Raw genomic sequence first — 22,956 nt, 5'->3', positions numbered from 1 at the left:
GGCGGGTTCCCCTCGTCGATCGGTGTCGGGCGGACCGCCGCTCAGTCGCGCAGGATCCGGAGCGCGCGTTCCAGGTCGTCAGGGTAGTCGCTGACGAAGCGAACCTCTTCCCCCGTACGGGGGTGCAGGAAGCTCAGTTCGCGGGCGTGCAGCCACTGCCGGTCGAGCCGGAGCCGGGCGGACAGGGTCGGGTCCGCGCCGTAGGTGAGGTCGCCCACGCACGGGTGACGCAGGGTGGAGAAGTGCACCCGGATCTGATGGGTACGACCGGTCTCCAGCCGGACGTCGACCAGGCTGGCGGCCGGGAACGCCTCAAGGGTGTCGTAGTGGGTGATGCTCGGCTTGCCGCCCGAGACCACGGCCCACCGGTAGTCGTGGGTGGGGTGCCGGTCGATCGGGGCGTCGATCGTGCCGCGCAGCGGATCCAGGTGCCCCTGTACCACGGCGTGGTAGCGCTTCTCCACGTCGCGGTACTTGAACGCCCGCTTCAACGCGGTGTACGCCTGCTCGCTCTTGGCGACCACCATGACTCCCGTGGTGCCCACGTCCAGGCGGTGCACCACGCCCTGCCGTTCGGCCGCGCCGCTGGTGGAGATGCGGTGGCCGATCGCGGCCAGCGCGCCGATCACGGTGGGACCGGTCCAGCCGGGGCTCGGGTGGGCGGCGACACCCACCGGCTTGTCCACCACCACGATGTCGTCGTCGGCGTAGATCACCCGCAGGCCGGGCACCGCCTGTGGCACCACGGTCGGCGGCGCGGGCGGGGCGGGCAGGGTCACCTCCAGCCACGAGCCGGCCTTGACCTTGTGCGAGTTGGGGCGGGTCACGCCGTCGACGAGCGCGTCCCCGGCGTCCACCAGGGCCGCGGCGGCGGTACGGGACAGGCCGAAGAGCCGGGACACCGCCTGGTCCAGTCGCATGCCGTCGAGGCCGTCCGGCACCGGCAGCGAACGCTGGCCGCCGCCTCCCACGAATGCCGAGGTCATGCTCGCTCCCGCTGCTCGGTGACGGTCGCCGGATCCGCGCTCGGGCGGCCGCCACGGCCGACCCGGCCGCCGTCGCGCTGGCGGCCGGTCAGTTCCAACAGCACGGCGAGCACGACGCCGCAGACCAGCGAGCTGTCGGCCAGGTTGAACACCGGGAAGTACTCGCCGAACGGCCCGAAGACGCTGATCATGTCGACGACGTGGCCGACGAAGTGACCGGGGGCGCGGAAGATCCGGTCCATCAGGTTGCCGAGGGCTCCGCCCAGCACCAGACCGAGCGAGATCGCCCAGGGAACGGAACGCAGCCGCAGCGCCATCCAGACGATCCAGCCGACCACCGCGATGGTGATCAGCGGGAAGACCCAGGTGTGGTCGGAGCCGATGCTCCAGGCGGCTCCGCTGTTGCGGATCAGGTTGAGGTAGATGAACCCGCCCAGCAGCCGCAGCGGCTCCCGGTCGGTGAGGTGCATCAACGCGAGGTGTTTGGTGAGCAGGTCGATCAGTAGGGCGACCAGCGCCGTGCCGACGAGGATGGCGACCGCTCCCGGCCGGGCCCGGCGGTGGGCCGGTTCGTCGCTGCCGGATCCGGCGGACGGTGCTGCGCTCATCTGCTCCCCATCGACTCGGCGGTGATCGCTCACCGTCTTCTTCGCCGCCGGGGAGCGGACCTCAGCGCCGCTCCTCCAGCTGCTTGCAGGTCACGCAGAGGGTCGCCGACGGGAAGGCGGCGAGCCGCTCCACCGGGATCGGGTTGCCGCACCGCTCGCACCAGCCGTAGCTGCCCTCGTCGAGCCGCTCCAGCGCCCGTTCGACCTGCGTGATCCGTTCCAGGATGCTGTTGGCGAGAGAGATCTCCTGCTCCCGCTCGAACGTCTTGGTGCCGGTGTCGGCCTGGTCGTCCCCGGCCGAGTCGGTCAGCCGGTCGCGCTGCAGCTCGGTGATCTCGCTCAGCGTCTGATCGTACTCGGCGCGGAGCTCGTCCCGCCGCGCCGCCAGAGCCGCCCGGATCTTCTCGGTCTCCGCGGCACTGCGGGTGGGCTTCGCCACCGCCTTGCGGCCGGCGGTCCTGGTCTCGGCTGGCTTCGCCATGGTCGCTCCCTAGGCCGCGGAACCGCGGCGATCCGCGGCACCTGGACAGGGGGCACCGATCCGGCGACCCCCAGTACGAAAAGGGGCGCGCAGCCATGTCCGCCGCGCACTCCAGAGGTTGGCAAGAATACGGAACGTACAGGCGTCCGACAACGTGCCGCACCGACGTACCGCTATTCAGCCCCAAGCCCCACCTAATGGGGACAAAAGGAACGCTAGCAGATCAATCGTCGGGGTCGTCGCCGTACTCGCCAAACCACCGGGCCAGCCGACCCCGCCGATCGACCGCACGCAACCGCCGCTCCGCCTCGTCCCGCGCGGCCGCGGTAGCGACGATCAACAGGCTGTCGCCGGACTTGAGCCGGGTGCCCGGATCTGGCACGAAACCCACCCCGTCGCGCAGCACCAGGGTCACCGAGGCCCCCTGCGGCAACCGCAGCTCGTCGACGTGCACGCCAGCCAGCCGCGACCCCTCCGGCACCTCCAGCTGCAACAGATCGGCCCGCATCCGTTCCAGCGGCGCCGTCTCGACGTGCACCTCCGCCGCCTCGGCCGGCGCGGTCACCCCGAGGCGGCGGGCCACCGGCGCCAACGTCGTGGTCTGCAACACGGTGAAGATCACCACCAGTACGAAGACCGCGTCGAAGAGCCCCTCCGCGCCGGGCACCCGCTCGGAGAGCGGAATGGTGGCCAGCACGATCGGCACCGCACCGCGCAGCCCCGCCCAGGACAGGAAGGCCTGCTCACGCAGCCCCACCCGGAACGGCAGCGCGGACACCGCCACCGACAGCGGCCGCGCCACCAGCACCAGGGCCAGCCCGGTCACCACCGCGGGGAGCACCGCTCCGTCGAGCCGATCCGGTGACGCCAACAGCCCCAGCAGCACGAACAGACCGATCTGGGCCAGCCAGGCCAGCCCGTCGGCGAAACCGAGGATCGCCTGCCGGTGCGGCAGGCGGGCGTTGCCGAGCAGCACACCGGCGACGTAGACGGCGAGGAAGCCCGAGGCGTGCAGCATCGCCCCGGCCGCGTACGCCAGCACGGTGAAACCGACCACGGCGATCGGGTACAACCCGGCCGACGGCAGCGCCTCCCGGCGCAGCGTCCAACGCCCGGCCAGGCCCGCCGCGACGCCGACCGCGGCGCCCACGATCAGCTCGTAGCCCACCAAGCCGACCTCGTACCACCACGGGTGCCCGGCGCTCTCCACGGAGAGCAGCACCACGAGCAGCACCACCGGCGCGTCGTTCATGCCGGACTCGGCCTCCAGCGAGGCCACCAGCCGGGGCGGCAGGCGCAGCCGGCGCAGCGTGGCGAACACGGCGGCCGCGTCGGTGGAGGAGAGCACCGCCCCGTAGAGCAGCGACAACCGCCAGTCCAGCCCGAGCAGGAAGTGGACGGCGACCCCGACCACCACGATGCTGACGAGCACGCCGACCGTCGCGAGCACCGCGGACAGCGCGAGCACCGGCCGCAGCGTGCTCCACCGGGCGGTGAGCCCACCCTCGGCGATGATCACGATGAGCGCGCAGAAGCCGAGGGTACGGGTAAGGGTCGCGTCTTCGAACTGGATGCCCAGCCCGGCCTCACCGATCGCGACGCCCAGAGCCAGGTAGACCAGAAGGCTGGGTACGCCGAGCCGGGTGGAGAGCCGGACGGCGCCGACCGCCACCAGCAGCACGGCGGCGCCGACGAGCAGCGCGAGATCCAGCCCGGGCGTCACGGTCGCACAGCCCGGGCGTTCCTCACTCGCCGGATCCGTCGCGCAGCCGGCGCAGCATCTCGGGCAGCTCCGGACCGGGCCGTTCGATGAGGAAGAGCTTGTCGCGGCTGGCCGCGCCCGCGCGCAGCGACACCGCCGCCGGCCGGACGTCGAGCGCGCTGGCGAGCGCCCGCCGGGCCGCCTCGGTGGCCCGGCCGTCGACAGCCGGCGCGTTCACGGCGATGATCAGCGCAGGCCCGTGCGGACCGTCGAACCGGCCGCCGACCCGGGCTCGGGCGGAGCCGGGCTTGACCCGGACCGCCACGGTCAGCGTGTCTCGCGCAGGCACGGGCATCCTCGCTCAGCTCGGCCGGACGTCGGCGAGCAGCGCGGTGGCCGGCTCGCACCGGGCGCACGGCGTGAAGCCGAGTTCCACGGCCTCCGCCACCGGCAGTGGCTCACACACCCGTCCGACCAGGTGCGCACAGTCGGCCAGGTGGTAACGGGGCCGACCGTCCACCACCCGCACCTCGTCGGAGAGCCGGGCCATCTGCGACACCTCGGCCGGCGTCACGGGCTGGGCGTCGGGCTCGTCGTCGTGCGCCCCCACCTGCCCGGTGGTCGACGGGGGCGGCCGGTCGCCGGCCGGCGGGACGGGTGTTTGCCGCCACCCGCCACCGCTGCCGACTGTCGGAGGAACGTGCTGAACCGGAATCTCCGGCTCGATCGGGCCGTACGCGACGCCCTGCCCTGCCGGGTCAGCCGCCCGGGACACGCCCGGCTCCCGCTGACCCGTGCGGGCCGGATCCGCAGTCGCGCGGGCGGCGGCGGCCTGGCGGGCACCCACCACCAACGCGACGGCGGCCAGCAGACTGGCCGCGATGGAGATGATCAACAAAAGACTGGAGCCACCGGCCAGACCCAGCACCAGCAGCGCCACAGCGACAAGGATGAGCACGAGGCTTGCGACAATCACGGGTCACCCCCGCCGCGTCGTACCGTCCAGGTGGTCGGCGACCGTCGCGCTGACGGCCGCCGACCGTAAATCAGCGACCGGCCTCGAGAGCGCCGGAGCGACCGCCACCGTAGGAGCCGGCAAGGCCGGCGGTGGCCAGACCGTTACCGCCCGAGACCCGTCCGCCCTCCGAGCGCGTCATCTCGGCCTCCAGGCCCTGCCCGCGACCGTCGAGGTCGCGCAGCTGGCTCTCCAGGTAGGCCTTGAGGCGGGTGCGGTACTCACGCTCGAACTGCTTGAGCTCCTCGATGTGCTTCTGCAGCGCGGTGCGCTTGGCGTCCAGGCCGCCCATGGCCTCCTGGTGCCGCTGGCGGGCGTCCCGCTCGAGCGCGTCGGCCTTCGCACGCGCCTCCCGGGTCACCTCCTCGGCCTTCGACCGGGCCTCGGCGAGCAGCTGGTCGGCCTCGCGCCGGGCGTCCGTGACGTGGTCGTCGGCCGTCCGCTGGGCCATCATCAGCACTCGCAGCGCCTGCTGCTCGCCGTCGCCCACGGCGGCGGCAGCAGCGGCGGCGCCGCCGGCGGAACGCACCTGCTCCAGCTCGGCCTGCATCGCGCGGGCGGCCTGCTCGGCCGCGGCCTTGTCGCGCTGCACCCGGTCGAGCTGGGCCTTGACGTCGTTGAGCTCCGCCGCGAGGCGGGCGTCACCGCCGGGGCCGGCGGGGGCGCCGCCACGGCCGCCGCGCTCCACCTGGGCGCGCAGCTCGTTGTTCTCCTCGATGAGACGGGCGAGCTCGCGCTCGACCTCGTCAAGGAAGGCGTCGACCTCCTCCTCGTCATACCCCCGCTTGCCGATCGGCGGCTTTTTGAAGGCGACGTTGTGAACGTCGGCCGGGGTCAGCGGCATCGAAACTCCTCGGGTCAGTTGCGGCCGCGAAAGCGCGTCGGTCATCCGGCGGTTGCCAGGATCGACGGCCTCAACACGAACTCCATCAGCACGAACAGGATAACCAGGAGCACAAGGGAGGCCAGGTCGATGCTCACGGTACCAATTCGCAGCGGAGGGATCACACGCCTCAACGCGCTGAGAGGGGGATCAGTGACGCTCCACACGGATTCCAGTCCCGCCGATGCGCCGCGACCAGGTTGCCAGCGGCGTCCGTACTGCAGCACGGCGCTCAGGACGAACCGGGACAGGAGAAGCAACAGGAAGACATACAGGACCAGGTACAGAACCTGGAGCACGATCGACAACACGACAGGCGACGTCCCTCGGCTCGGGGCGGGGGTCAACTCAGACTGAAAAAGCCGCCCTCAGCGATCTTGGCCTTGTCCTCCGCGGTGACCTGGACGTTGGCCGGTGAGAGCAGGAACACCCGATTGGTCACGCGCTCGATCGTACCGCGCAGCCCGAACGCCAGCCCGGCGGCGAAGTCCACCAGACGGCGGGCGTCCGCCTCGTCCATCTCGGTGAGGTTGATGATCACCGGCACTCCGTCCCGGAAGTGCTCACCGATGGTCCGCGCCTCCCGGTAGGTGGTCGGGTGCAGGGTGGTGATCTGGTAGCGCTGCTCCTCGTCGGCGGCGACCGTACGCTCCCGCGGCGCGGCCTGCGGAGCGAGGGCGAGATTGTCGCGGGTGTGGTAGGTCAGCGCACTCGCGGTCTCCCCCGTCGACCGGGTGATCGACCGGACGCTGGACCGCTCCGCGCGCTCCGGGCGCTCCGGCTCGTCGCGCTCGGTCTCCGTCGAGCGGCTGCTCGCCCGCTCGCTGAGCCGGCCACGCTCCCCCAGGCGGGGACGCGGCGCCGGCGGCTCCTCGGCGTCGTCCTCGTCGTCGGCGAACTCCTCGGCGTACCGGCTCTGCCGGTAGCGCGAGTCGCGGTAGCCACCCTTGTCGTAGCCACCGTCCTCGTAGGCCCGCTCGTCGTCCTCTTCGACCAGACCGAGCCAGACCCCCGCCTTGCGCAGTGCACCCATCCCGCGCCCTTCCATCCGCCGTGCGGCACGCGCCCCCGTGCCGTGTCGCCTGTCGCGAGTGGACTTCTAACTGCCCACCGGACCGGAACAGCAATCCACTGGCGCGCGATTCGCGTCGCGTGCCACGACCCCCCGACGACGGGATGCCGTCCCTGAAACAACACCGATGTAATTTGCTTCTTTCGCGGTCAGGCTACCGCAGCGTGGGGCGCATTCCGAGCAACGCACTACCGACGCGGACATGTGTCGCGCCGTATCTGATCGCGATTTCCAGGTCGCCACTCATACCGGCGGAGAGCGCCGTCGCCTCCGGGTGGACCGCACGCATCCACTCGGCCACCTCGGCCAGCCGGGCGAAGGCCCGCTCCGGCTCCCAGCCCAGCGGCGCCACCGCCATCAACCCCGCCAGCCGCAACGCCGGCACCGACGCCACGGCCTCGGCCACCGCGCCCAGCCCGACGTCCGGATCGCCGGACTCCGGCAGCGCCCCGCCACGCGACGGGTCACCGTCGACACTCACCTGCACCAGGGCCGCCAGCGGCCGATCCCGGCCGCTCGCGGCGACGTCCAGCGCCCGGGCCAGCCGGACGCTGTCCACCGAGTGCACCGCGTCGGCGTAGCGGACCACCGAGCGGGCCTTGTTGCGCTGCAACCGTCCGATGAAGTGCCAACGCGGCGCCGCCCCGGCCGCCGCGACCTCGGCGGCCTTGCCGGCCGCCTCCTGGTCACGATTCTCACCGACGTCGGTCACACCGAGTTCGGCGAGCGCCAGCACGTCGGCGGCCGGGTAGGTCTTGGTCACCGCGATCATCGTGACCTCGGCGCGGTCCCGTCCGGCGGCCGCGCAGGCGTCCGCGATCCGGGACCGCACCGAGGCCAGCGCGGCCGCCAGTTCGGCACGGCGATCCGGCCGTACCCTGGTCGAGCTGTCGGTCATGGGTGGCGCTCAGGATCCGTTCTTGAGGAAGTCGGGCACGTCGACGTCGTCGAAGAGCACGCGGCGAGGCGACTGCTGCGGCGCCGGCATGGTCGGTGGCGGTGCCACCGGCGGGTTCTGCGGCGCCGGCTGGTTCTGGTTGGTCTTCCGCCCCGGCTCGGCCGCCTTGTACGCCGGCGCCCCACCGTCGAAGCCCGCCGCGATCACGGTCACCCGCACCTCGTCGCCGAGCGCGTCGTCGATGACCGCACCGAAGATGATGTTCGCGTCCGGGTGAGCGGCGTCGGTGACCAGTTGCGCCGCGTCGTTGATCTCGAACAGGCCGAGATCGGAGCCGCCGGCGATGGAGAGCAGCACGCCGCGCGCACCGTCCATGCTCTGCTCCAGCAGCGGGCTGGAGATCGCCGCCTCGGCGGCCTCCACCGCGCGGTTCTCGCCGCGGGCGCTGCCGATGCCCATCAGCGCGCTGCCCGCGCCGCTCATGACGCTCTTCACGTCGGCGAAGTCCAGGTTGATCAGACCCGGCGTGGTGATCAGGTCGGTGATGCCCTGGACGCCGGAGAGGAGCACCTGGTCCGCGGTGCGGAACGCGTCCATCATGCTGATGTTGCGGTCACCGAGCGCCAGCAGTCGGTCGTTCGGGATGACGATCAGCGTGTCGCACTGGTTGCGCAGCTCGTCGATGCCGGCCTCGGCCTGCACCTGGCGGCGCTTGCCCTCGAACGAGAACGGCCGGGTCACGACGCCGATGGTCAGGGCGCCGAGCTTACGGGCGATGTTCGCCACCACGGGCGCGCCGCCGGTACCGGTGCCACCACCCTCACCACAGGTCACGAAGACCATGTCGGCGCCCTTGAGCACCTCCTCGATCTCGTCACGGTGGTCCTCGGCGGCGTTCTTGCCGACGTCCGGGTTGGCACCCGCGCCGAGCCCACGGGTCAGCTCGCGGCCGACGTCGAGCTTCACGTCGGCGTCGCTCATCAGCAGCGCCTGCGCGTCGGTGTTGATCGCGATGAACTCGACGCCCTTGAGCCCAACCTCGATCATTCGGTTGACGGCGTTCACGCCGCCGCCACCGATGCCGACGACCTTGATGACCGCCAGGTAGTTGTGCGGAGGTGTCATCTGAAGGTCCTTTCCCCCTCGAGATTGGCATGGGCCGGCCCCACACGGCTTGGCCAGGCCAGCAGTCGACGTCGGCAGTTCCTCATGAGGACCAGGGTCGAACCCTCACCCTCTACTAGAGGCTTACAGTTATGTCAACCACTGATCCTCTTCGGGGCAACGTAAGCGCCGCCGCCCCGTGAACCAAGGACCTGACCGGCGTGTCGCCGCCCGGAGCGGGACGGCTCACGTCAGGCGACGTGCCGTCAGCGGAAGGTGACCACGTCCGGCGCGCTCACGTCGATCGTCTTCGCCCGCTGGTCCAGCAGCGCGGTGGCCACCCGCGCCTTGTCCTCGTTCCGGGACGCGTCGCCCCAGACCACCGTCCGGCCGCCGTCCAGACGGAGCTTGATCAGCGCGAGACTCTCCACGCTCACGTCCAGCAGGGAGCCACGTAGCTCCGGGGAGAGCGCGCCGAGCACCTGCACCGCGGCCCGGGTACCCGGATCGTCCGCCCCCGGCCGGGAGACCCGCACCAGCGGCACGTCGCCGGGTCGCTCGTCCAGGCTGCGGAAGACCGTGCCGGTGCGGTCGATCAGGACGAACCGCTCCCCCTGCGGCACCGCGGCCACCGCAGTGCGCTCCACCACGCGTACCACCAGCGCGCCCGGCCAGTCCCGGGTCACCGTGGCCCGTTCCACCGGTGCCAGCTCGCCGATCCGCCGGGCCGTTCCGGCCAGGTCCACCCTGGCCAGCGGGATCCCGTCCGGCACGCCGGCGGCCTCGCGCACCTGCACCGGCGTCACGAGCCCGGCACCCTCCACCCGCACCTCGCGCACTCCGAACAGGCCGGTGCCGAGGACGATCCAGGCGATCAGCCCCGCCAGCACGAGCACCGCCGCGGCTACCGCCCACGGCAGCGCGGCGCGCATCCGACGCTGCCGGGCCCGGCGCATGAAACGCCGGGCCGAGGGCGGCACCGCGTCGCTGCCCGCCCGGACCAGCTGCCAACGCCGCACGACCGGCCCACGCCGGCCGGACGCCTCACCGGTGGTCCGCCCGCGAGCGGGCCCGGGGCTCATCCGGCGGCGGGCGCCGCGCCGTCCGGGGTGACGGCGTCACCGGCTGTCGGACCGCCGCCGGCGGCCGGCACCCCCGGAACGGTGCCCCCGATGGCCACGCCGCCGGACGCACCGCCCGGCGCCTGCGCGCCGGTGCCGGCGGCTCCCGCCGTACGGGTGAGCAGGGCGTCCAACAGCTGGTCGCCCATCAGCGAGATCGGCGGAGCGCCCATGGTCACCACCACGTCGCCGGGACGGGCCCGGCGGGCCACCTCCACCGGCGCCGTCTCCCAGGAGTCGACGAAGACCTTCCGCTCGGCCGGCAGCTGCACCGCCTCGATCAGCGCGGCCGAGCCCTCCCCGGGCTGGCGCAACTCACCGGGCCCGAAGACCTCCAACAGCACCAACTCGTCGGCGATCGCCAGCGCCTGGGCGATCTCCGCCTGCAGGTCCCGGGTGCGGTAGAGCCGGTAGGGCTGGAAGACGACGATCAGGCGGCCGTCCCCCGCCACCTCGCGCAGCGTCTGCAACGCCAAGGTCATCGAGGTGGGGTGGTAGGCGTACTCGTCGTAGACCAGCACGTCGTCGGCGACGCCCTTGCGCTCGAAGCGCCGGCGAACACCGGGAAACGCCGCCAGCGCGGCCTCCGCCGCCTCCAGCGGCAGCTCCAGCAGGTACGCGGCGAGCACCGCCGAAGCGCTGTTGAGGCCCATGTGCCGCCCGGGCACCGGCAGCCGGAACTCGCCCAGCGACCGGCCGTCGATCGCGGCGAGGTAACGCACCCCCTGCGCCGAGGAGGCCATCGAGGTCAGCCGCAGGTCCGCGTCCGGCGACTCGCCGTACGTGTACACGCGGCGCCCCTCGGCCCGCAACGTCGCCGCCAGCCGCCGCCCGCCCGGGTCGTCCGCGCAGGTGATGACGAACCCCTCCGGATCGGTGAGCCGGGCGAACTCGGCGAAGGCGGCCTCCAGGTTCGCCAGGTCGCCGTACGTGTTCAGGTGGTCGGCCTCGATGTTGGTGATGATCGAGACGTACGGGCGGTAGATGAGGAAGGAGCGGTCGCTCTCGTCGGCCTCCACCACGAAGTACTCGCCCGTGCCGTGGTGCGCGCCCGAGCCGACCTCGGAGATCTCCCCGCCGATCACGAAGGACGGATCCGTGCCCGCCTGCTGGAGCACCATGGTGACCATCGAGGTCGTGGTGGTCTTGCCGTGCGTGCCGGCGACCGCGACCGCGCGACGGCCGGTCATGGCCGCGGCGAGCGCCTCCGAGCGGTGCAGCACCCGCAGGCCGCGACGGCGCGCCTCCACCAGCTCCAGGTGGTCCTGTGGGATCGCCGAGGAGTAGATGACGGTGTCCACGCCGTCGAGGTTGGTCGCCTCGTGGCTCATGTGGATCGTGCCGCCCAGCGCGCGCAGCCCGGCCAACGACGGCCACTCCCGCAGCTCGCTGCCGGAGACCGGCAGGCCCCGGGTGAGGAAGAGCCGGGCCAGCCCGCTCATCCCGACGCCGCCCACCCCGATGAGGTGGATGGCGCCGAGGTCCTCGGCGGTGAGCGTGCCGGCCGGAGTGAACTGCGCGGTCATCGGGCCACCGCCTCGTAGACGAAGTTCAGCAGGGCGACGTCGCCGTCGCGCCGCCCGTACGCCGCCGCGGCCGTCCCCATCGCGGCGAGCCGCTGCGGGTCGCGGACCAGCGGGATCACCGTCCGCTCCAGCCAGGCCGGAATCATCTCGGTGTCGTCGACGAGCAGCCCGCCGCCGGCCTCCACCACGGGCAGCGCGTTGCGCCTCTGCTCCTGGTTGCTGTGCGGGTACGGCACGAAGATCGTGGGCAGGCCGATGGCCGCCACCTCGGCGACGGTCATCGCCCCGCCGCGGGCGAGCATGAGGTCGGCGGCGGCGTAGCCCAGCTCCATCTCGGACAGGTAGGGCAGCGTCACGTACGGCACCGGCAGGTCGGTGGGGATCGGCACCGGCTCGTTGCGGGCGCCCATCACGTGCAACACCTGCACGCCGTTGCGGGCGAGTTCCTTGGCCGCGCCGGCGACGGCGAGGTTGATCGAGCGAGCGCCCGACGAGCCGCCGGCGACGAAGAGCACCGGCAGGTCCGGGCGGAGCCCGAAGCGGGCCCGGGCGGCGTCGCGCAGGGCGGCCCGGTCGAGCCCCGCGATGCTGCGGCGCAGCGGCACACCGACCACCCGGGCGTCCCGCAACGACTCGGCCTGCTGGGGCTGGTGCGGGAAACCGACCGCGACGTTCTTGGTGAACTTCATGCCCAGCCGGTTCGCCACGCCCGGCGGCACGTTCACCTCGTGGATGACGATGGGCATCTCGCGACGCCACGCGGCGAGGTAGGCCGGCACCGAGACGTACCCGCCGAAGCCGATCACCGCGTCGGCCTGGACCTCGTCGATCACCTTGCCCGCGGCGCGGGCCGCGGTCCACATCCGGCCCGGCGTGCGGACCAGGTTCATGTTGATCGACCGGGGCAGCTGGTACGCGGGGATCGGCCGCAGGTCGTAGCCCTGCGGCGGGATCAGGTCGTTCTCCATCCCCCGGGGTGTGCCCAGGCAGGTGATCCTGACGCCGGGGTCGTGTCGGCGCAGGCAGTCGGCGAAGGCGAGCAACGGGTAGACGTGCCCCCCGGTGCCACCTCCCGCGAGCACCACCGAACGCAGCGGACCCATCAGCGTCTCCTCTCGCTCGCCGTCCCGCTCCGCGCCCTGGTCTGTCGGGCACCGCGGGGTACGGCCTCTTCGTCGGACCGCCGCTGCCGTGCCCGAGGCACCGGCCCACGGGCAGCCGGGGGCGACGCCGTCCGGCGACGCCGTCCGGGAAGCGGCGGCAACGGGGCCCAGAGTAGTCGGACCCACCGGGCCGGCGGACGGGCATGGAGGGCTCTGGCCGCATCGGGTTCGGCCCGGGCGAAAGAGGCGAGCATGCCGATCGCCGCGAGCGTGACGACCAGGGCGCTTCCACCGTCGGAGATGAACGGCAGCGGCAGACCCGTGATCGGCATCAGGCCGACCACCCCACCAACATTGATCACGGCCTGGCTCACCAGCCACGTCGTCACCGCGGCCGCGGCGAGCCGACGGAACGGGTCGTCGACGCGCCGGGCGATCCGCAGCCCGGTGTAGGCGAGCACCGCGAAGAGGGTGAGGATCACCGCGCAGCCGACCACCCCCAGTTCCTCGGCCACGACGGCGAAGATGAAGTCGTTGTGCGCCTCCGGCAGCCAGTCCCACTTCAGGCTGCCCTTGCCGAGCCCGACCCCGAACCAGCCCCCGTGCTCGATCGCCAACCGCCCCTGGAAGAGCTGGTAGCAGTCGGTGAGCTTGCACTCCTCCGGGTCCGGTGGGTTGAAGAAGGACATCAACCGGGCGAGGCGGTAGTTCTCCGCGCCCCGCTCGCCGGAGCCGGCGCCGAGCGAGGCGACCGCGATCAGCAGGCCGACCCCGATCAGACCGGCGACCGAGAGCGCGCCGAACACCCGCAGCCGGACCCCGGCCGCCCAGAGCAGCCCGACGACCAGCGCCAGCAGGCAGATCATGGTGCCCAGGTCGTTGTAGCCGACCAGCACGAAGAGCAGGCCGACCATCGGGGCGAGCGGGGTGACCAGCTCGCGCCACCAGCCGAGCGCGGCGCCCTTGCGGGCGACCACGTGCGCGCCCCAGAGCACCAGTGCGAACTTGGCCAGCTCGGAGGGCTGCACCTGGACGCCGCCGATGAACAGCCAGTTCAGGTACGCCTCGATCGGGCCGATCGAGGCCGAGTCCGTATTGCTCAGGCGGGCCCAGGCGACCAGCAGGTTGAGCACCAGCAGCAGCCCGATCGCGGTGAACAGCAGCGGCCGGCCGAGCGCCCGGTACGTCGTCGCGGGCAGCCGCTGGCAGGCCCAGAACGCGACCACGCCGATCACCGCGAAGATGGCCTGCTTGACCACCGAGGTCGTGGCGCTGCCCTCCTCGGCGTAGTCCTTCACGCTGGTCGCGGAGAAGACCATGGTCAGACCGATCAGCAGCAGCAGGCCGGCGCTGGAGATCAACAGGTAGTAGGAGGCCATCGGGCGGTCCAGCAGGCCGCGCAGCGCGGCCAGTCCGCCGGCCGCGTCCAGCCCGCGCAGCGGGCCCGCCGGTGGCGTGCCTCCGTCCGGCCCGCGGGCCGTCGCGCCCGCCTCCGGTGTACGCCCGCCGCCCGGCTCCCGCCGGGGCCGGGCCTGGCTCGTGCCGCCGGTGCCTCGTCCCTCCCCCACCCGGACATCATGGCGGCTACGCCGCCCGGCTGCCCTCGCAACCGCCCCCTCGGCGTGTCGGGATGGACGTCGGGCCCCCTGCCGGCGTGTTCCGCACAGCAGGGGGCCCGTCAACGCGTCGGACGACCCGACCGGTCGGCTCAGGTGACGTTGGCCAGGTACTCGCTGTAGAAGAGGCCCAGCGCGATGGCCACGCAGATGCCCGCGATGATCCAGAACCGGACCACGATGTTGACCTCGCTCCACCCCGCCAGTTCGAAGTGGTGCTGCAGGGGCGACATCCGGAACACGCGCTTGCCCGTGGTCTTGAACGAGATGATCTGGATCACGACGGACATCGTGATGATCACGAAGAGGCCGCCGATGATCGGCAGCAGCATGATGGTCCGGGTGGACATCGCCATGCCGGCGATCAGACCGCCGAGGCCCAGCGCCCCCGTGTCGCCCATGAAGATCCGGGCCGGCGAGGTGTTCCACCACAGGAAGCCGACGCAGGCCCCGGCCGCCGCCCCGGCGATCAGCGCGATCTCCAGCGGGTCACGGACCGTGTAGCAGTAGTCCCGGGTGTAGCTCGGGTCGGCACACCAGTGGCGGTACTGCCAGAACGCGATCAGCGCGTACGCGGCGAGGACCATCACCGAGGCGCCGGTGGCGAGACCGTCCAGGCCGTCGGTGAGGTTGACCCCGTTGGTCGCCGCCATCACCACGAAGATGAAGAGGATCACGGCGCCGACCTTCGTGAGTTCCAGCGCCGGGATGTCCCGGATGAAGCTCAACGTCGTACTGCCGACCGTCTCGGTGTTGGTCGCGGTGCCCTTCGCGTCGGTCATGGTGCTCGGGAAGTAGAGCGCCACGACGCCGAAGACGGCGCCGACCAGGATCTGGCCCAGCAGCTTGCCGCGCTTGTTGAGGCCGCCGCTGTGCCGCTTGCGCACCTTGAGGAAGTCGTCGATGAAGCCGACCGCGCCGGAGAACACCATCAGCCCCAGCAGCACCAGCGCCGTGATGGTCGGCTCGACCTGGGCGATCTGCAGATCGGGCAGCGTGGTCAGGGCGAGGTGCCCCGCTACGTACGCGATGACCGTGGCCAGGATGAAGACCACGCCGCCCATCGTCGGCGTGCCCTTCTTGCCCTGGTGCATGGCCGGGCCCTCGGCCCGGATCGGCTGACCGGCCTTGAGCCGCGTGAAGACCTTGATCGCGATCGGGGTGCAGAAGAGCGAGATCAGGAACGCCACGCCGACGGCGACGATTACCGCCCTCATGCGGTGGTCTCCCCACTGGCCGGCGCGCGTAGCGCGTCGGCCACCTCCCAGGTGCGGTACCGGGAGCCCTTGACCAGGACGACGTCGCCCGGCCGTAGCTCCCCCCGCAGCACCTCGACGGCTGCCGCCTGATCGGTGAGCAGCACCGACTCTCCTCCCCAGTTGCCTACCGCTGTCGCGCCTTCGTGGATCGGCGCGGCCGACTCGCCCACCACGAGCAGCCGGTCGACGCCCAGCTCGGCCGCGAGCCGGCCGACCTCCGCGTGACCGTCGTACTCGTACGGGCCGAGCTCGGCCATGTATCCGAGCACCGCGACGGTACGCCGCCCGCCGCCCAGGGCGGCCAGCGCCTTGAGCGCCGCCGACATCGAGGCCGGATTGGCGTTGTACGAGTCGTCGATGACGGTCACCCCGTCGGGACGGTCGAAGACGTCCATCCGCCGGGTCGACATCAGCCCCAGCTCGCCCAGCGCCTGCGCCAGCTCGGTGAGCGGCATGCCCAGCTCCCGGGCCACCGCCGCGGCGGCGAGCGTGTTGGAGACCTGGTGGCGGCCGGTCAGGCCGAGCCGCACCGGCGCGCGCCCCTCCGGGGTGACCAGGGTGTACGACCCACGTCCCCGCTCGTCCAGCACGACGTCCTCGGCCCGCACGTCGGCGTCCGCCGCCTCACCGTAGAAGACCACCCGGGCGTCGGTGCGGGACGCCATCGCGGCCACCAGCGGGTCGTCGGCGTTGAGCACCGCCAGGCCGTCGGCCGGCAGCGCCTCGACCAGCTCCCCCTTGGCCAGGGCGATGTTCGCCTGCGAGCCGAACCCGCCGATGTGCGACGTCCCGACGTTGAGCACCACGGAGATCCGGGGCGGCACCAGCTCGCAGAGGTAACGCACGTGCCCGATCCCGCGGGCGCCCTTCTCCATCACCAGGTAACGGGTATCCGGCCCGGCCTTCAGCGCCGTGTACGGGTGCCCCAGCTCGTTGTTGAACGAGCCGGGAGGCGCGACCGTGGCACCGAGGCGGGCGGTGAGCTGGGCGATGAGGTCCTTGGTGGTGGTCTTGCCGGAGGAACCGGTCAGCCCGACCACTGTCAGTTGCGGCAGCCGGTCGACCACCGCGCGGGCCAGCCGGCCCATTGCGTCCCGCGCGTCGTCGACCAGCACCATCGGCACACCGGGCACCTCCCGGGTGCCGAGAACGGCCACCACGCCGGCCTCGACGGCCCCCTCGGCGAAGTCGTGCCCGTCGACCTTCTCACCGGGGAAGGCGACGAAGATCCCGCCGGCGTTCACCTTGCGCGAGTCGAACTCGACCGAGCCGGTGACCCGGACGTCCGGGTCGGCGCCGACGAGCCGGCCGTCGACCGCGGTGGCCACCTCGGCCAGCGTCAGCGGGATCACCGGTGACCCGCCACATCGCCGAAGCGGGCGCGCAGCGCGTCGGCCAGCTCCGTGTGGTCGACGAACGGCAACACCTCGCCGGCCACCTCCTGCCCGCGCTCGTGGCCCTTGCCGAGCAGCGCGATCACGTCGCCCGGGTCGGCCAGCCGTACCGCCTCGTCGATCGCCGCCCGGCGGCCGGCCACCTCGGCGATCCGGGCCGTGGTGCCGGCCTGCCGGGCACCGGCGAGGACCTCGGCGCGGATGGCGGCCGGATCCTCGGTCCTCGGGTTGTCATCGGTCACCAGCACCACGTCGGCCCCCTCCGCGGCGGCAGCGCCCATCACCGGCCGCTTGCCCCGATCCCGGTCCCCACCGGCGCCGATCACGCAGATCAGCCGACCGGTGCTCAGTTCACGCAGCGCGGCCAGAGCGGCCACGATCGCGTCCGGTTTGTGCGCGTAGTCGACCACCCCGCGGACGGGCGCGTCAGCGGGGGTGACCAGTTCCAGCCGGCCCGGTACGCCGCCGCACGCGGCCACCCCGGCGATCGCCGTGCCCGCTTCCACCCCGACCGCCGTCAGCGCGGCGATGGCGAGCAGAGCGTTGGCCACGTTGTGCCGGCCCGGCAGCGCCACGCTTCCGGGCAGGGTGAGCCCGTCCGGACCGTGCACGGTGAAACGCTGTGCGTAGCCCTCGCCACCGATCCCGTCGGCCCACCAGGTCGCGTCCCGGTCACCGGAGGCCGAGTAGCTGACCGTGGCGGGTTTGAACAGCGATCGCAGCGCCGGGTCGTCGTGGTTGAGCACCTCGACCCCGCAGCGTCCGTCGAACAGCTGCGCCTTGGCGGCGAAGTAGTCCGCCGAGTCGGCGTGGAAGTCGAGGTGGTCGGAGCCGAAGTTGGTGTAACCGCCGACGGCGAAGCTGACCCCACCGACGCGGCCCATGGCCAGCGCGTGGCTGGACACCTCCATCACCACGGCGGTCACCCCGCGCTCGCGCGCGGCGGCCAGCATGGCGTGCAGGTCCGTCGCCTCCGGGGTGGTCCGCACACTGTCGATCACCAGGTCGCCGAGGCGGGTCTCCACCGTCCCGATCAAGCCGGTGGTGTGCCCCGCGGCGCGTAGCCCGGACTCGATCAGGTAGGCCGTCGAGGTCTTGCCGGCGGTGCCGGTCACCCCGATCACGGCCAGCCCGGCGGTCGGGTCGCCGTAGACGGCGGCGGCGAGCGCGCCGAGCACCGCTCGGGGGTCGGGCACCACGAGGGCCGGCAGGCCGGCCGCCGCGACCGCGGCCGCACCGGCCGGGTCGGTCAGCGCGGCCACCGCGCCGGCGGCGGCCGCACCGGCGGCGAACTCGGCGCCGTGCCGGCGGGCGCCGGGCAGCGCCGCGTACAGGTCGCCGGGGCGGACCTCCTGGCTGGCGTGTGTGATGCCGGTCACCACCACGTCGGCGGTATCGGCCGGCGGCTCGACTGTGAGCCGGGCTGCGAGGTCGCCGAGCCGGGTGCCGGTGACCGTACGGGGGCGAGGATTGCCGGACACGGCGTCAGACCCTACCCGGTCGTCCGGCGCCGGCCGCACAGCCGCCCCGGTGGTTCGTCCCCACTCACCGATGATGTCCCGCCGTGCCTGCTCAGCGCGGATAGACCACGAACTCGGGCGACTTGCTCGTCGTCGAGGGTGGCACCTTGTAGTGACGGAGAGTGAACTGCATCATCTCCTTGAACGCCGGCCCGGCGATCGCGGCGCCCCCGCCGGCCGGGACGTACGCGAACACGGCGATCACGTAGCGGGGCTTCTCGGCCGGCGCCATGCCGATGAACGAGGAGACCTCGCCGGGCTGCTTCTTCCCGTCCACCAGCCGCCAGCCGGTGCCGGTCTTGCCGGCCACCCGGAATCCCGGCACCGCGGCCGCCAGGCCGGTCGCCCCGTCGACGGTGGTGACCGCCTCCAGCAGGGTGCGCAGCGCCTGAGCGTTCCGCGGGCTCAGCACCGGGCGGGTGACCGGCGCCTTGGCCGGCGTCCGCTGGCCGTCCGGCCCGATGACCTCCTTGATGAGGTGCGGCTGGATGTACGTGCCGTCGTTGGCGATGGCGGCGTACGCGGCGGCCATCTGCAACGGGGTGGCGTCCACGCTGTGCCCGATCGGCACCGAGCCGTACGACGACTCGCTCCACTCGTCCGCGGGCAGCAGCCGGCCGCTCGCCTCCCCCGGCATGCCCTCTCCGGTCGGCTGTCCCAGGCCGAACCGGCGTTGGTAGTCGATGAGCCGTTCCCGGCCCAGCTTGTCGGCGATCTTGATAGTGCCGACGTTCGACGAGTACGCGAGCATCCCGGCGAGGCTCATCCGCCGTCCGTTCGCCGGGTGGGTGTCGGAGAACGGGGTGTCGCCCTTCTCGATGCTGTTCTCGATCGGCAGCGTGGTGTCCGGGGTGATCACCCCCTCCTGGAGCGCCGCGCCGAAGGTGATCGCCTTGTGCACCGAGCCGGGTTCGACCACGAAGCTGCTCGCCACGTCCTCGCGGGCGACCGGGCTGCTCGCCCCCGGCTTGGCCGCGTTGTACGTGGGATCGCTCGCCTGGGCCAGCACGTCGCCGGTGGCCACGTCGATCACCACTGCCGCGCCGGTGGCGTTGCGCGCCTGCGCCATGTGCCGGCTGAGGATCACCTGCGTCATGTACTGCAGGTCGCGTTGGATGGTGAGTTGCAGAGAACTGCCCGGCTTGGGCGGAGTCGTCTCGCTGTACCCACCGGGGATCGGGGCGGCCAGGTCGCGGCGGCCGGCCTCGTAGACGCGCTTGCCGTCCTCGCCCCGCAGCAGGTCGTCGTAGCGGGCCTCCAGACCCTCGAGTCCGACCATGTCCTGGCTGGTGAAGCCGAGGAGGTTGGCGGCCAGGTCGCCGCCGGGCACCTCACGCCGCTCGTCACGGTGCACGCCGATACCGGGCAGCTCCAGCGCCTGCACCTGCTTGGCGACGCCGATCTCGACTCCCCGGGCCAGGTACTCGAAGCTCGAGTCGTTGCCGTTCTCCAGCTTGCGCGGCTGCATGAGTTCGGTCAGCTTGGAGACCGAGATGCCCAGCAGCGGTGAGAGGGCCTTCGCGGTGCCCGCCGGATCCTCGATCATCGTCGGGTCGGCGAACACGTACCGGGCCTCCACGCTGTGCGCGAGCATCGCGCCGTCGCGGTCGTAGATCGCCCCGCGCGGTGCCGGTAGGTCCACCGTCCGGGTCCGGTCCGCGACGCCGCCGCCGGCGTACGCGGGTGCGTCCACCGCCTGCAGGACGACCAGCCGGATTCCGATGACCACGAAGAGCGCCAGGGTGAGCACGGTGCCCAGGCGCAGTCGCAGCCGCGAATCGGCGAGCTTCGGCGGCCTCGGCGGCTTGCGCGACGGGCGGCGCCCGGCGGGCCGGTCCGGGCGGCGTTGCGGGCGGGGCGCGGTGCGGCGGCGGGGCGCCGACGGCTCGTGGGTCGGGTTGCCCGGAATGCGGGCCTGCACGGTGCGGACCACGCCGGAGCGACCGGCGGCCGCCGCGTCGCGCCGGGCCGCCCGGGCGGCTCCGGCGCGGCCGCCGTCGAGCACCTGCAGGGCCGGCCGGAACGGATCGCCCGACCGGGTGCCGCGCGGGGTGCGCCGCTGTTCCGCCCCGCCACCGCGCGGTGCCCGGTCGTGCTCCTCCCGGATGGTGCGCCCCCGAGGGGTGTACGCCCGAGCCCCGGAGATTCCTCCGCCCGGCTCACCGGCGCCCCGGCCCACGCCCTCCCGGGACGATCCGCGCCGGTCGTCGCGGCGCGGATCGTCCGACCTCGGCGGCACCGGTCAGCGCCCCGCGCCCTGCTGGCTGGTCACCGACGGCGAGCCGGTGGCCGGCTGCGGCACGCCGATGGTCCGGCCGTCCGGCAGGCGGATGTACGCCGGCTCGCCCGACTCGACCAGCCCGAGCCTGCGCGCCTGGGCGACCAGGTTGCCCGGCGCCTCGGCGTCGGCGATCTGCTTCTTGAGCTGCTCCTGCTCCAGGTCCAGCCGGGCCTGCTGCTGCTGCAGCTTCTCCAACTTGAACGCATTCTCATTGATCTTGGTGTTGACCAGCAGGATGCCGAGCACCCCACCGACCACCAGCACCACGATCAGCGCCGCGAACGGCGCCCGCGGCACCGACATCGGCGGTGGCGGCGCCACCCGCAGCCGCGGCGGGCGAGCGGCACTCGGGCCACTCCCCTGCTCCGGCCGCAGCGCGGCACTGCCCTGGGTCGGGAACTCGCGCGCCCCCCGCGCCCGAGACTCCCCCTGCCGGTTCACCCGGTCCGTGCGAGACGTACCGTTTCCGACGCGGCCGACCCGCTCCGCCGCGATCCGGCCCCCCGACCGCGGTGCGCGCTGTCCGACGCCGGTGAAGTCCCGGCGCTCGCGCCCGTCAACGTTCATGTCCCCTCCCCCTCTACGTCCGTCCCTGTCCCGTCCCCCGGCGCCCGCCGGCGATCCCCCACGGATCGCACGGACCCCGTTCCCGGTTGGTTCATCGCCTTGACGCGCCGGCGGGACCGTTCGCGGTCGGTCCGCTCCTGCTGCTGCGCGTCCGGGTCGATGCGCTCCGCGGCCCGCAGCCGCACCGAGGCGGCGCGCGGGTTCGCGGCGACCTCGAGCTCCCCGGGCAGCTCGGCGCCCCGGCTCAGCAGCCGGAACGTCGGGCCGGTCCCCGGCAGCTCGACCGGGAGGTCGATCGGGCCCGTGCTGCGGACCCGATCGGCGAGCGCCGCCTTGGTGAGCCGGTCCTCCAGCGAGTGGTAGGACAGGACCACCATGCGACCGCCCACGTTGAGCGCGTCGAGTGCGGCCGGCAGCGCCGTCTCCAGCGCCGCCAGCTCCCTGTTTACCTCGATCCTCAAAGCCTGAAACGTTCTCTTTGCCGGGTGTCCACCGGTTCGTCGGGCTGGTGCCGGAATGGCATCCCGGATCAGCTCCGCGAGCCGGGCCGACGAGGTGATCCGTGCGCGTTCCCGTTCCCGGATGATCGCCGAGGCGATCCGCCCGGCGAACTTCTCCTCGCCGTACACCCGCAGCACCCGTGCCAGCTCGGGGTGGCCGTACGTGTTGACCACCTCTTCGGCGGTCACCCCCCGGGTCTGGTCCATCCGCATGTCCAGCGGCGCGTCCTGCGCGTACGCGAACCCGCGGTCGGGCGCGTCCAGTTGCAGCGACGAGACCCCCAGGTCGAACAGGACCCCGTCGACCCCCGGGTAACCCAACCGGTCGAGCACATCGGGCAACTCGTCGTAGACCGCGTGCTCGAGGTGGATCCGGTCGGCGAAGCGCGCCAGCCGTACGCGTGCGTGAGCCAGCGCCTCGGTGTCCCGGTCCAGTCCGATCAGAATCGTCTGCGGATGCGCCTCGAGCACCGCCTCGGCGTGCCCGCCCAGCCCCAGAGTGGCGTCGACGTGGACCGTCCGGTCACCCCGACCCAGCGCGGGGGCCAGCAGCTCGAGACACCTCTCGAGCAGCACCGGCACGTGCGTGCCGCGTAGCTCCCCCATGTTGACCCCCACCGCTGGTTACCGTGCTTTCTTCTCGCGCCCGCGTCGGCCGGCGCCTTGCCGTCGTACCGCCAGATCCCCATCCGCTCCCCCGCCCGTCGCGAGGCCGCGGGCCCCCCGAGAGATCGTGCGCCTGGCACCGGGGAAGGGGTGCCAGGAACTCGAAAGCGGCTGGAGATCTCGCAGTACGCCGGGCGCCGTCCGCCCTACAGACCGCCGGGCAGCACCCCCTCCTCGATGTCGGCGAACTCGTCTTCGCTCTCAGCGAGGTAGCTCTCCCAGGCGGCCTTGTCCCAGATCTCCACCCGGGTGCTCGCGCCGATCACGACCAGGTCCCGGTCGAGCGCCGCGTATTCCCGTAGGTGGGACGGGATGGTCACCCGGCCCTGCTTGTCCGGAACCTCGTCGTGCGCGCTGGCGAAGAAGACCCGGCTGTAGGCCCGGGCCGCCTTGCTCGTCATCGGTTGAGCGCGCAACTGCTCCGCGATCCGCTGGAACTCGGGCATCGGGAACACGTAGAGGCAGCGCTCCTGCCCTTTTGTGATCACGACACCCCCCGCCAGCTCATCCCGGAACTTCGCCGGAAGGATCAACCGGCCTTTGTCGTCCAGGCGCGGAGTGTGGGTGCCGAGAAACACGGCCCAACCCCCTCGCCCCTGAGCGGCGTTCGCGGCGCCGCTGACCCCCCGGGCCGGTGGGCCCTCCCGGCCTCAC

The 22,956-nt window shown here is 72.6% G+C and carries 22 protein-coding genes; all 22 read right to left on the bottom strand.

What is annotated here, in order from left to right; translation table 11 throughout:
• Positions 1-41 precede the first annotated feature (41 nt).
• The 22 genes from AB0F98_RS14105 to mraZ all read right to left on the bottom strand — a co-directional run bounded on the left by AB0F98_RS14105 (position 42) and on the right by mraZ (position 22,880).
• The gene (locus tag AB0F98_RS14105; RefSeq protein WP_357734004.1) at positions 42-986 is read right to left on the bottom strand and encodes an RluA family pseudouridine synthase; all 945 of its coding nucleotides are present in this window, start codon (positions 984-986) and stop codon (positions 42-44) included.
• Positions 983-1,594, bottom strand: coding sequence for a signal peptidase II (gene lspA, locus AB0F98_RS14100; protein WP_357734001.1), 612 nt, complete (start codon positions 1,592-1,594; stop codon positions 983-985). Before lspA ends, AB0F98_RS14105 begins: the two co-directional genes overlap by 4 nt.
• Before the next feature lie 61 nt (positions 1,595-1,655).
• On the bottom strand, positions 1,656-2,075 hold the full coding sequence (locus AB0F98_RS14095) for a TraR/DksA C4-type zinc finger protein (RefSeq protein ID WP_357733997.1): 420 nt from the start codon (positions 2,073-2,075) through the stop codon (positions 1,656-1,658).
• Between the two features lie 223 nt (positions 2,076-2,298).
• Positions 2,299-3,798 carry a potassium/proton antiporter gene (locus tag AB0F98_RS14090; protein ID WP_357733994.1) on the bottom strand — a complete coding sequence of 500 codons (1,500 nt, stop codon included), beginning with the start codon at positions 3,796-3,798 and terminating at the stop codon, positions 2,299-2,301.
• Between the two features lie 22 nt (positions 3,799-3,820).
• Complete coding sequence (locus AB0F98_RS14085; RefSeq protein ID WP_357733990.1) at positions 3,821-4,132, bottom strand: DUF167 domain-containing protein; 312 nt, start codon at positions 4,130-4,132, stop codon at positions 3,821-3,823.
• A 6-nt stretch (positions 4,133-4,138) separates the two neighbouring features.
• Complete coding sequence (locus AB0F98_RS14080; RefSeq protein WP_357733987.1) at positions 4,139-4,753, bottom strand: hypothetical protein; 615 nt, start codon at positions 4,751-4,753, stop codon at positions 4,139-4,141.
• Between the two features lie 70 nt (positions 4,754-4,823).
• Entirely contained in the window at positions 4,824-5,636 is an 813-nt protein-coding gene (locus AB0F98_RS14075) for a DivIVA domain-containing protein (protein ID WP_357733984.1), read from the bottom strand.
• 41 nt (positions 5,637-5,677) lie between these two features.
• Positions 5,678-5,986, bottom strand: a complete 309-nt coding sequence (locus AB0F98_RS14070) for a YggT family protein (protein WP_357733981.1) — start codon at positions 5,984-5,986, stop codon at positions 5,678-5,680.
• 32 nt (positions 5,987-6,018) lie between these two features.
• Positions 6,019-6,708, bottom strand: a complete 690-nt coding sequence (locus AB0F98_RS14065) for a cell division protein SepF (protein WP_357733977.1) — start codon at positions 6,706-6,708, stop codon at positions 6,019-6,021.
• A 193-nt stretch (positions 6,709-6,901) separates the two neighbouring features.
• A complete protein-coding gene (locus AB0F98_RS14060; RefSeq protein WP_357733974.1) occupies positions 6,902-7,645 on the bottom strand; it encodes a YggS family pyridoxal phosphate-dependent enzyme in 744 nt (247 codons plus the stop codon).
• Positions 7,646-7,654: 9 nt separating this feature from the next.
• Positions 7,655-8,770, bottom strand: coding sequence for a cell division protein FtsZ (gene ftsZ, locus AB0F98_RS14055; RefSeq protein ID WP_355145772.1), 1,116 nt, complete (start codon positions 8,768-8,770; stop codon positions 7,655-7,657).
• Between the two features lie 245 nt (positions 8,771-9,015).
• Positions 9,016-9,831, bottom strand: a complete 816-nt coding sequence (locus AB0F98_RS14050; protein WP_357733969.1) for an FtsQ-type POTRA domain-containing protein — start codon at positions 9,829-9,831, stop codon at positions 9,016-9,018.
• Positions 9,828-11,396 (bottom strand): UDP-N-acetylmuramate--L-alanine ligase, encoded by a 1,569-nt coding sequence (gene murC, locus AB0F98_RS14045; protein WP_357733966.1) that lies wholly within the window; start codon positions 11,394-11,396, stop codon positions 9,828-9,830. Before murC ends, AB0F98_RS14050 begins: the two co-directional genes overlap by 4 nt.
• Positions 11,393-12,499 carry an undecaprenyldiphospho-muramoylpentapeptide beta-N-acetylglucosaminyltransferase gene (gene murG / locus AB0F98_RS14040; protein ID WP_357733963.1) on the bottom strand — a complete coding sequence of 369 codons (1,107 nt, stop codon included), beginning with the start codon at positions 12,497-12,499 and terminating at the stop codon, positions 11,393-11,395. Before murG ends, murC begins: the two co-directional genes overlap by 4 nt.
• On the bottom strand, positions 12,499-13,911 hold the full coding sequence (locus AB0F98_RS14035; RefSeq protein ID WP_357734714.1) for a putative peptidoglycan glycosyltransferase FtsW: 1,413 nt from the start codon (positions 13,909-13,911) through the stop codon (positions 12,499-12,501). Before AB0F98_RS14035 ends, murG begins: the two co-directional genes overlap by 1 nt.
• A 296-nt stretch (positions 13,912-14,207) precedes the next feature.
• Positions 14,208-15,332 (bottom strand): phospho-N-acetylmuramoyl-pentapeptide-transferase, encoded by a 1,125-nt coding sequence (mraY, locus tag AB0F98_RS14030; RefSeq protein ID WP_076467874.1) that lies wholly within the window; start codon positions 15,330-15,332, stop codon positions 14,208-14,210.
• Positions 15,329-16,726 carry a UDP-N-acetylmuramoyl-tripeptide--D-alanyl-D-alanine ligase gene (gene murF, locus AB0F98_RS14025; protein WP_357733959.1) on the bottom strand — a complete coding sequence of 466 codons (1,398 nt, stop codon included), beginning with the start codon at positions 16,724-16,726 and terminating at the stop codon, positions 15,329-15,331. Before murF ends, mraY begins: the two co-directional genes overlap by 4 nt.
• On the bottom strand, positions 16,723-18,249 hold the full coding sequence (locus AB0F98_RS14020; RefSeq protein ID WP_357733956.1) for a UDP-N-acetylmuramoyl-L-alanyl-D-glutamate--2,6-diaminopimelate ligase: 1,527 nt from the start codon (positions 18,247-18,249) through the stop codon (positions 16,723-16,725). The genes murF and AB0F98_RS14020 overlap by 4 nt, the downstream gene beginning before the upstream one ends.
• 91 nt (positions 18,250-18,340) lie before the next feature.
• A complete protein-coding gene (locus AB0F98_RS14015) occupies positions 18,341-20,527 on the bottom strand; it encodes a penicillin-binding protein 2 (RefSeq protein WP_357733953.1) in 2,187 nt (728 codons plus the stop codon).
• A 3-nt stretch (positions 20,528-20,530) separates the two neighbouring features.
• Positions 20,531-21,136 (bottom strand): septum formation initiator family protein, encoded by a 606-nt coding sequence (locus tag AB0F98_RS14010; protein WP_357733950.1) that lies wholly within the window; start codon positions 21,134-21,136, stop codon positions 20,531-20,533.
• Positions 21,133-22,242: a 16S rRNA (cytosine(1402)-N(4))-methyltransferase RsmH gene (rsmH, locus tag AB0F98_RS14005; protein WP_357734711.1), complete on the bottom strand. Its 1,110-nt coding sequence runs from the start codon at positions 22,240-22,242 to the stop codon at positions 21,133-21,135. Before rsmH ends, AB0F98_RS14010 begins: the two co-directional genes overlap by 4 nt.
• A 206-nt stretch (positions 22,243-22,448) precedes the next feature.
• The gene (gene mraZ, locus AB0F98_RS14000; protein ID WP_076467884.1) at positions 22,449-22,880 is read right to left on the bottom strand and encodes a division/cell wall cluster transcriptional repressor MraZ; all 432 of its coding nucleotides are present in this window, start codon (positions 22,878-22,880) and stop codon (positions 22,449-22,451) included.
• Positions 22,881-22,956: the final 76 nt, after the last annotated feature.

Source organism: Micromonospora sp. NPDC023737 (assembly GCF_040639715.1).
Taxonomy (GTDB): domain Bacteria; phylum Actinomycetota; class Actinomycetes; order Mycobacteriales; family Micromonosporaceae; genus Micromonospora.
Note: the sequence above shows the minus strand (reverse complement) of the source record. Positions and strands in the feature narration are given on the sequence as shown.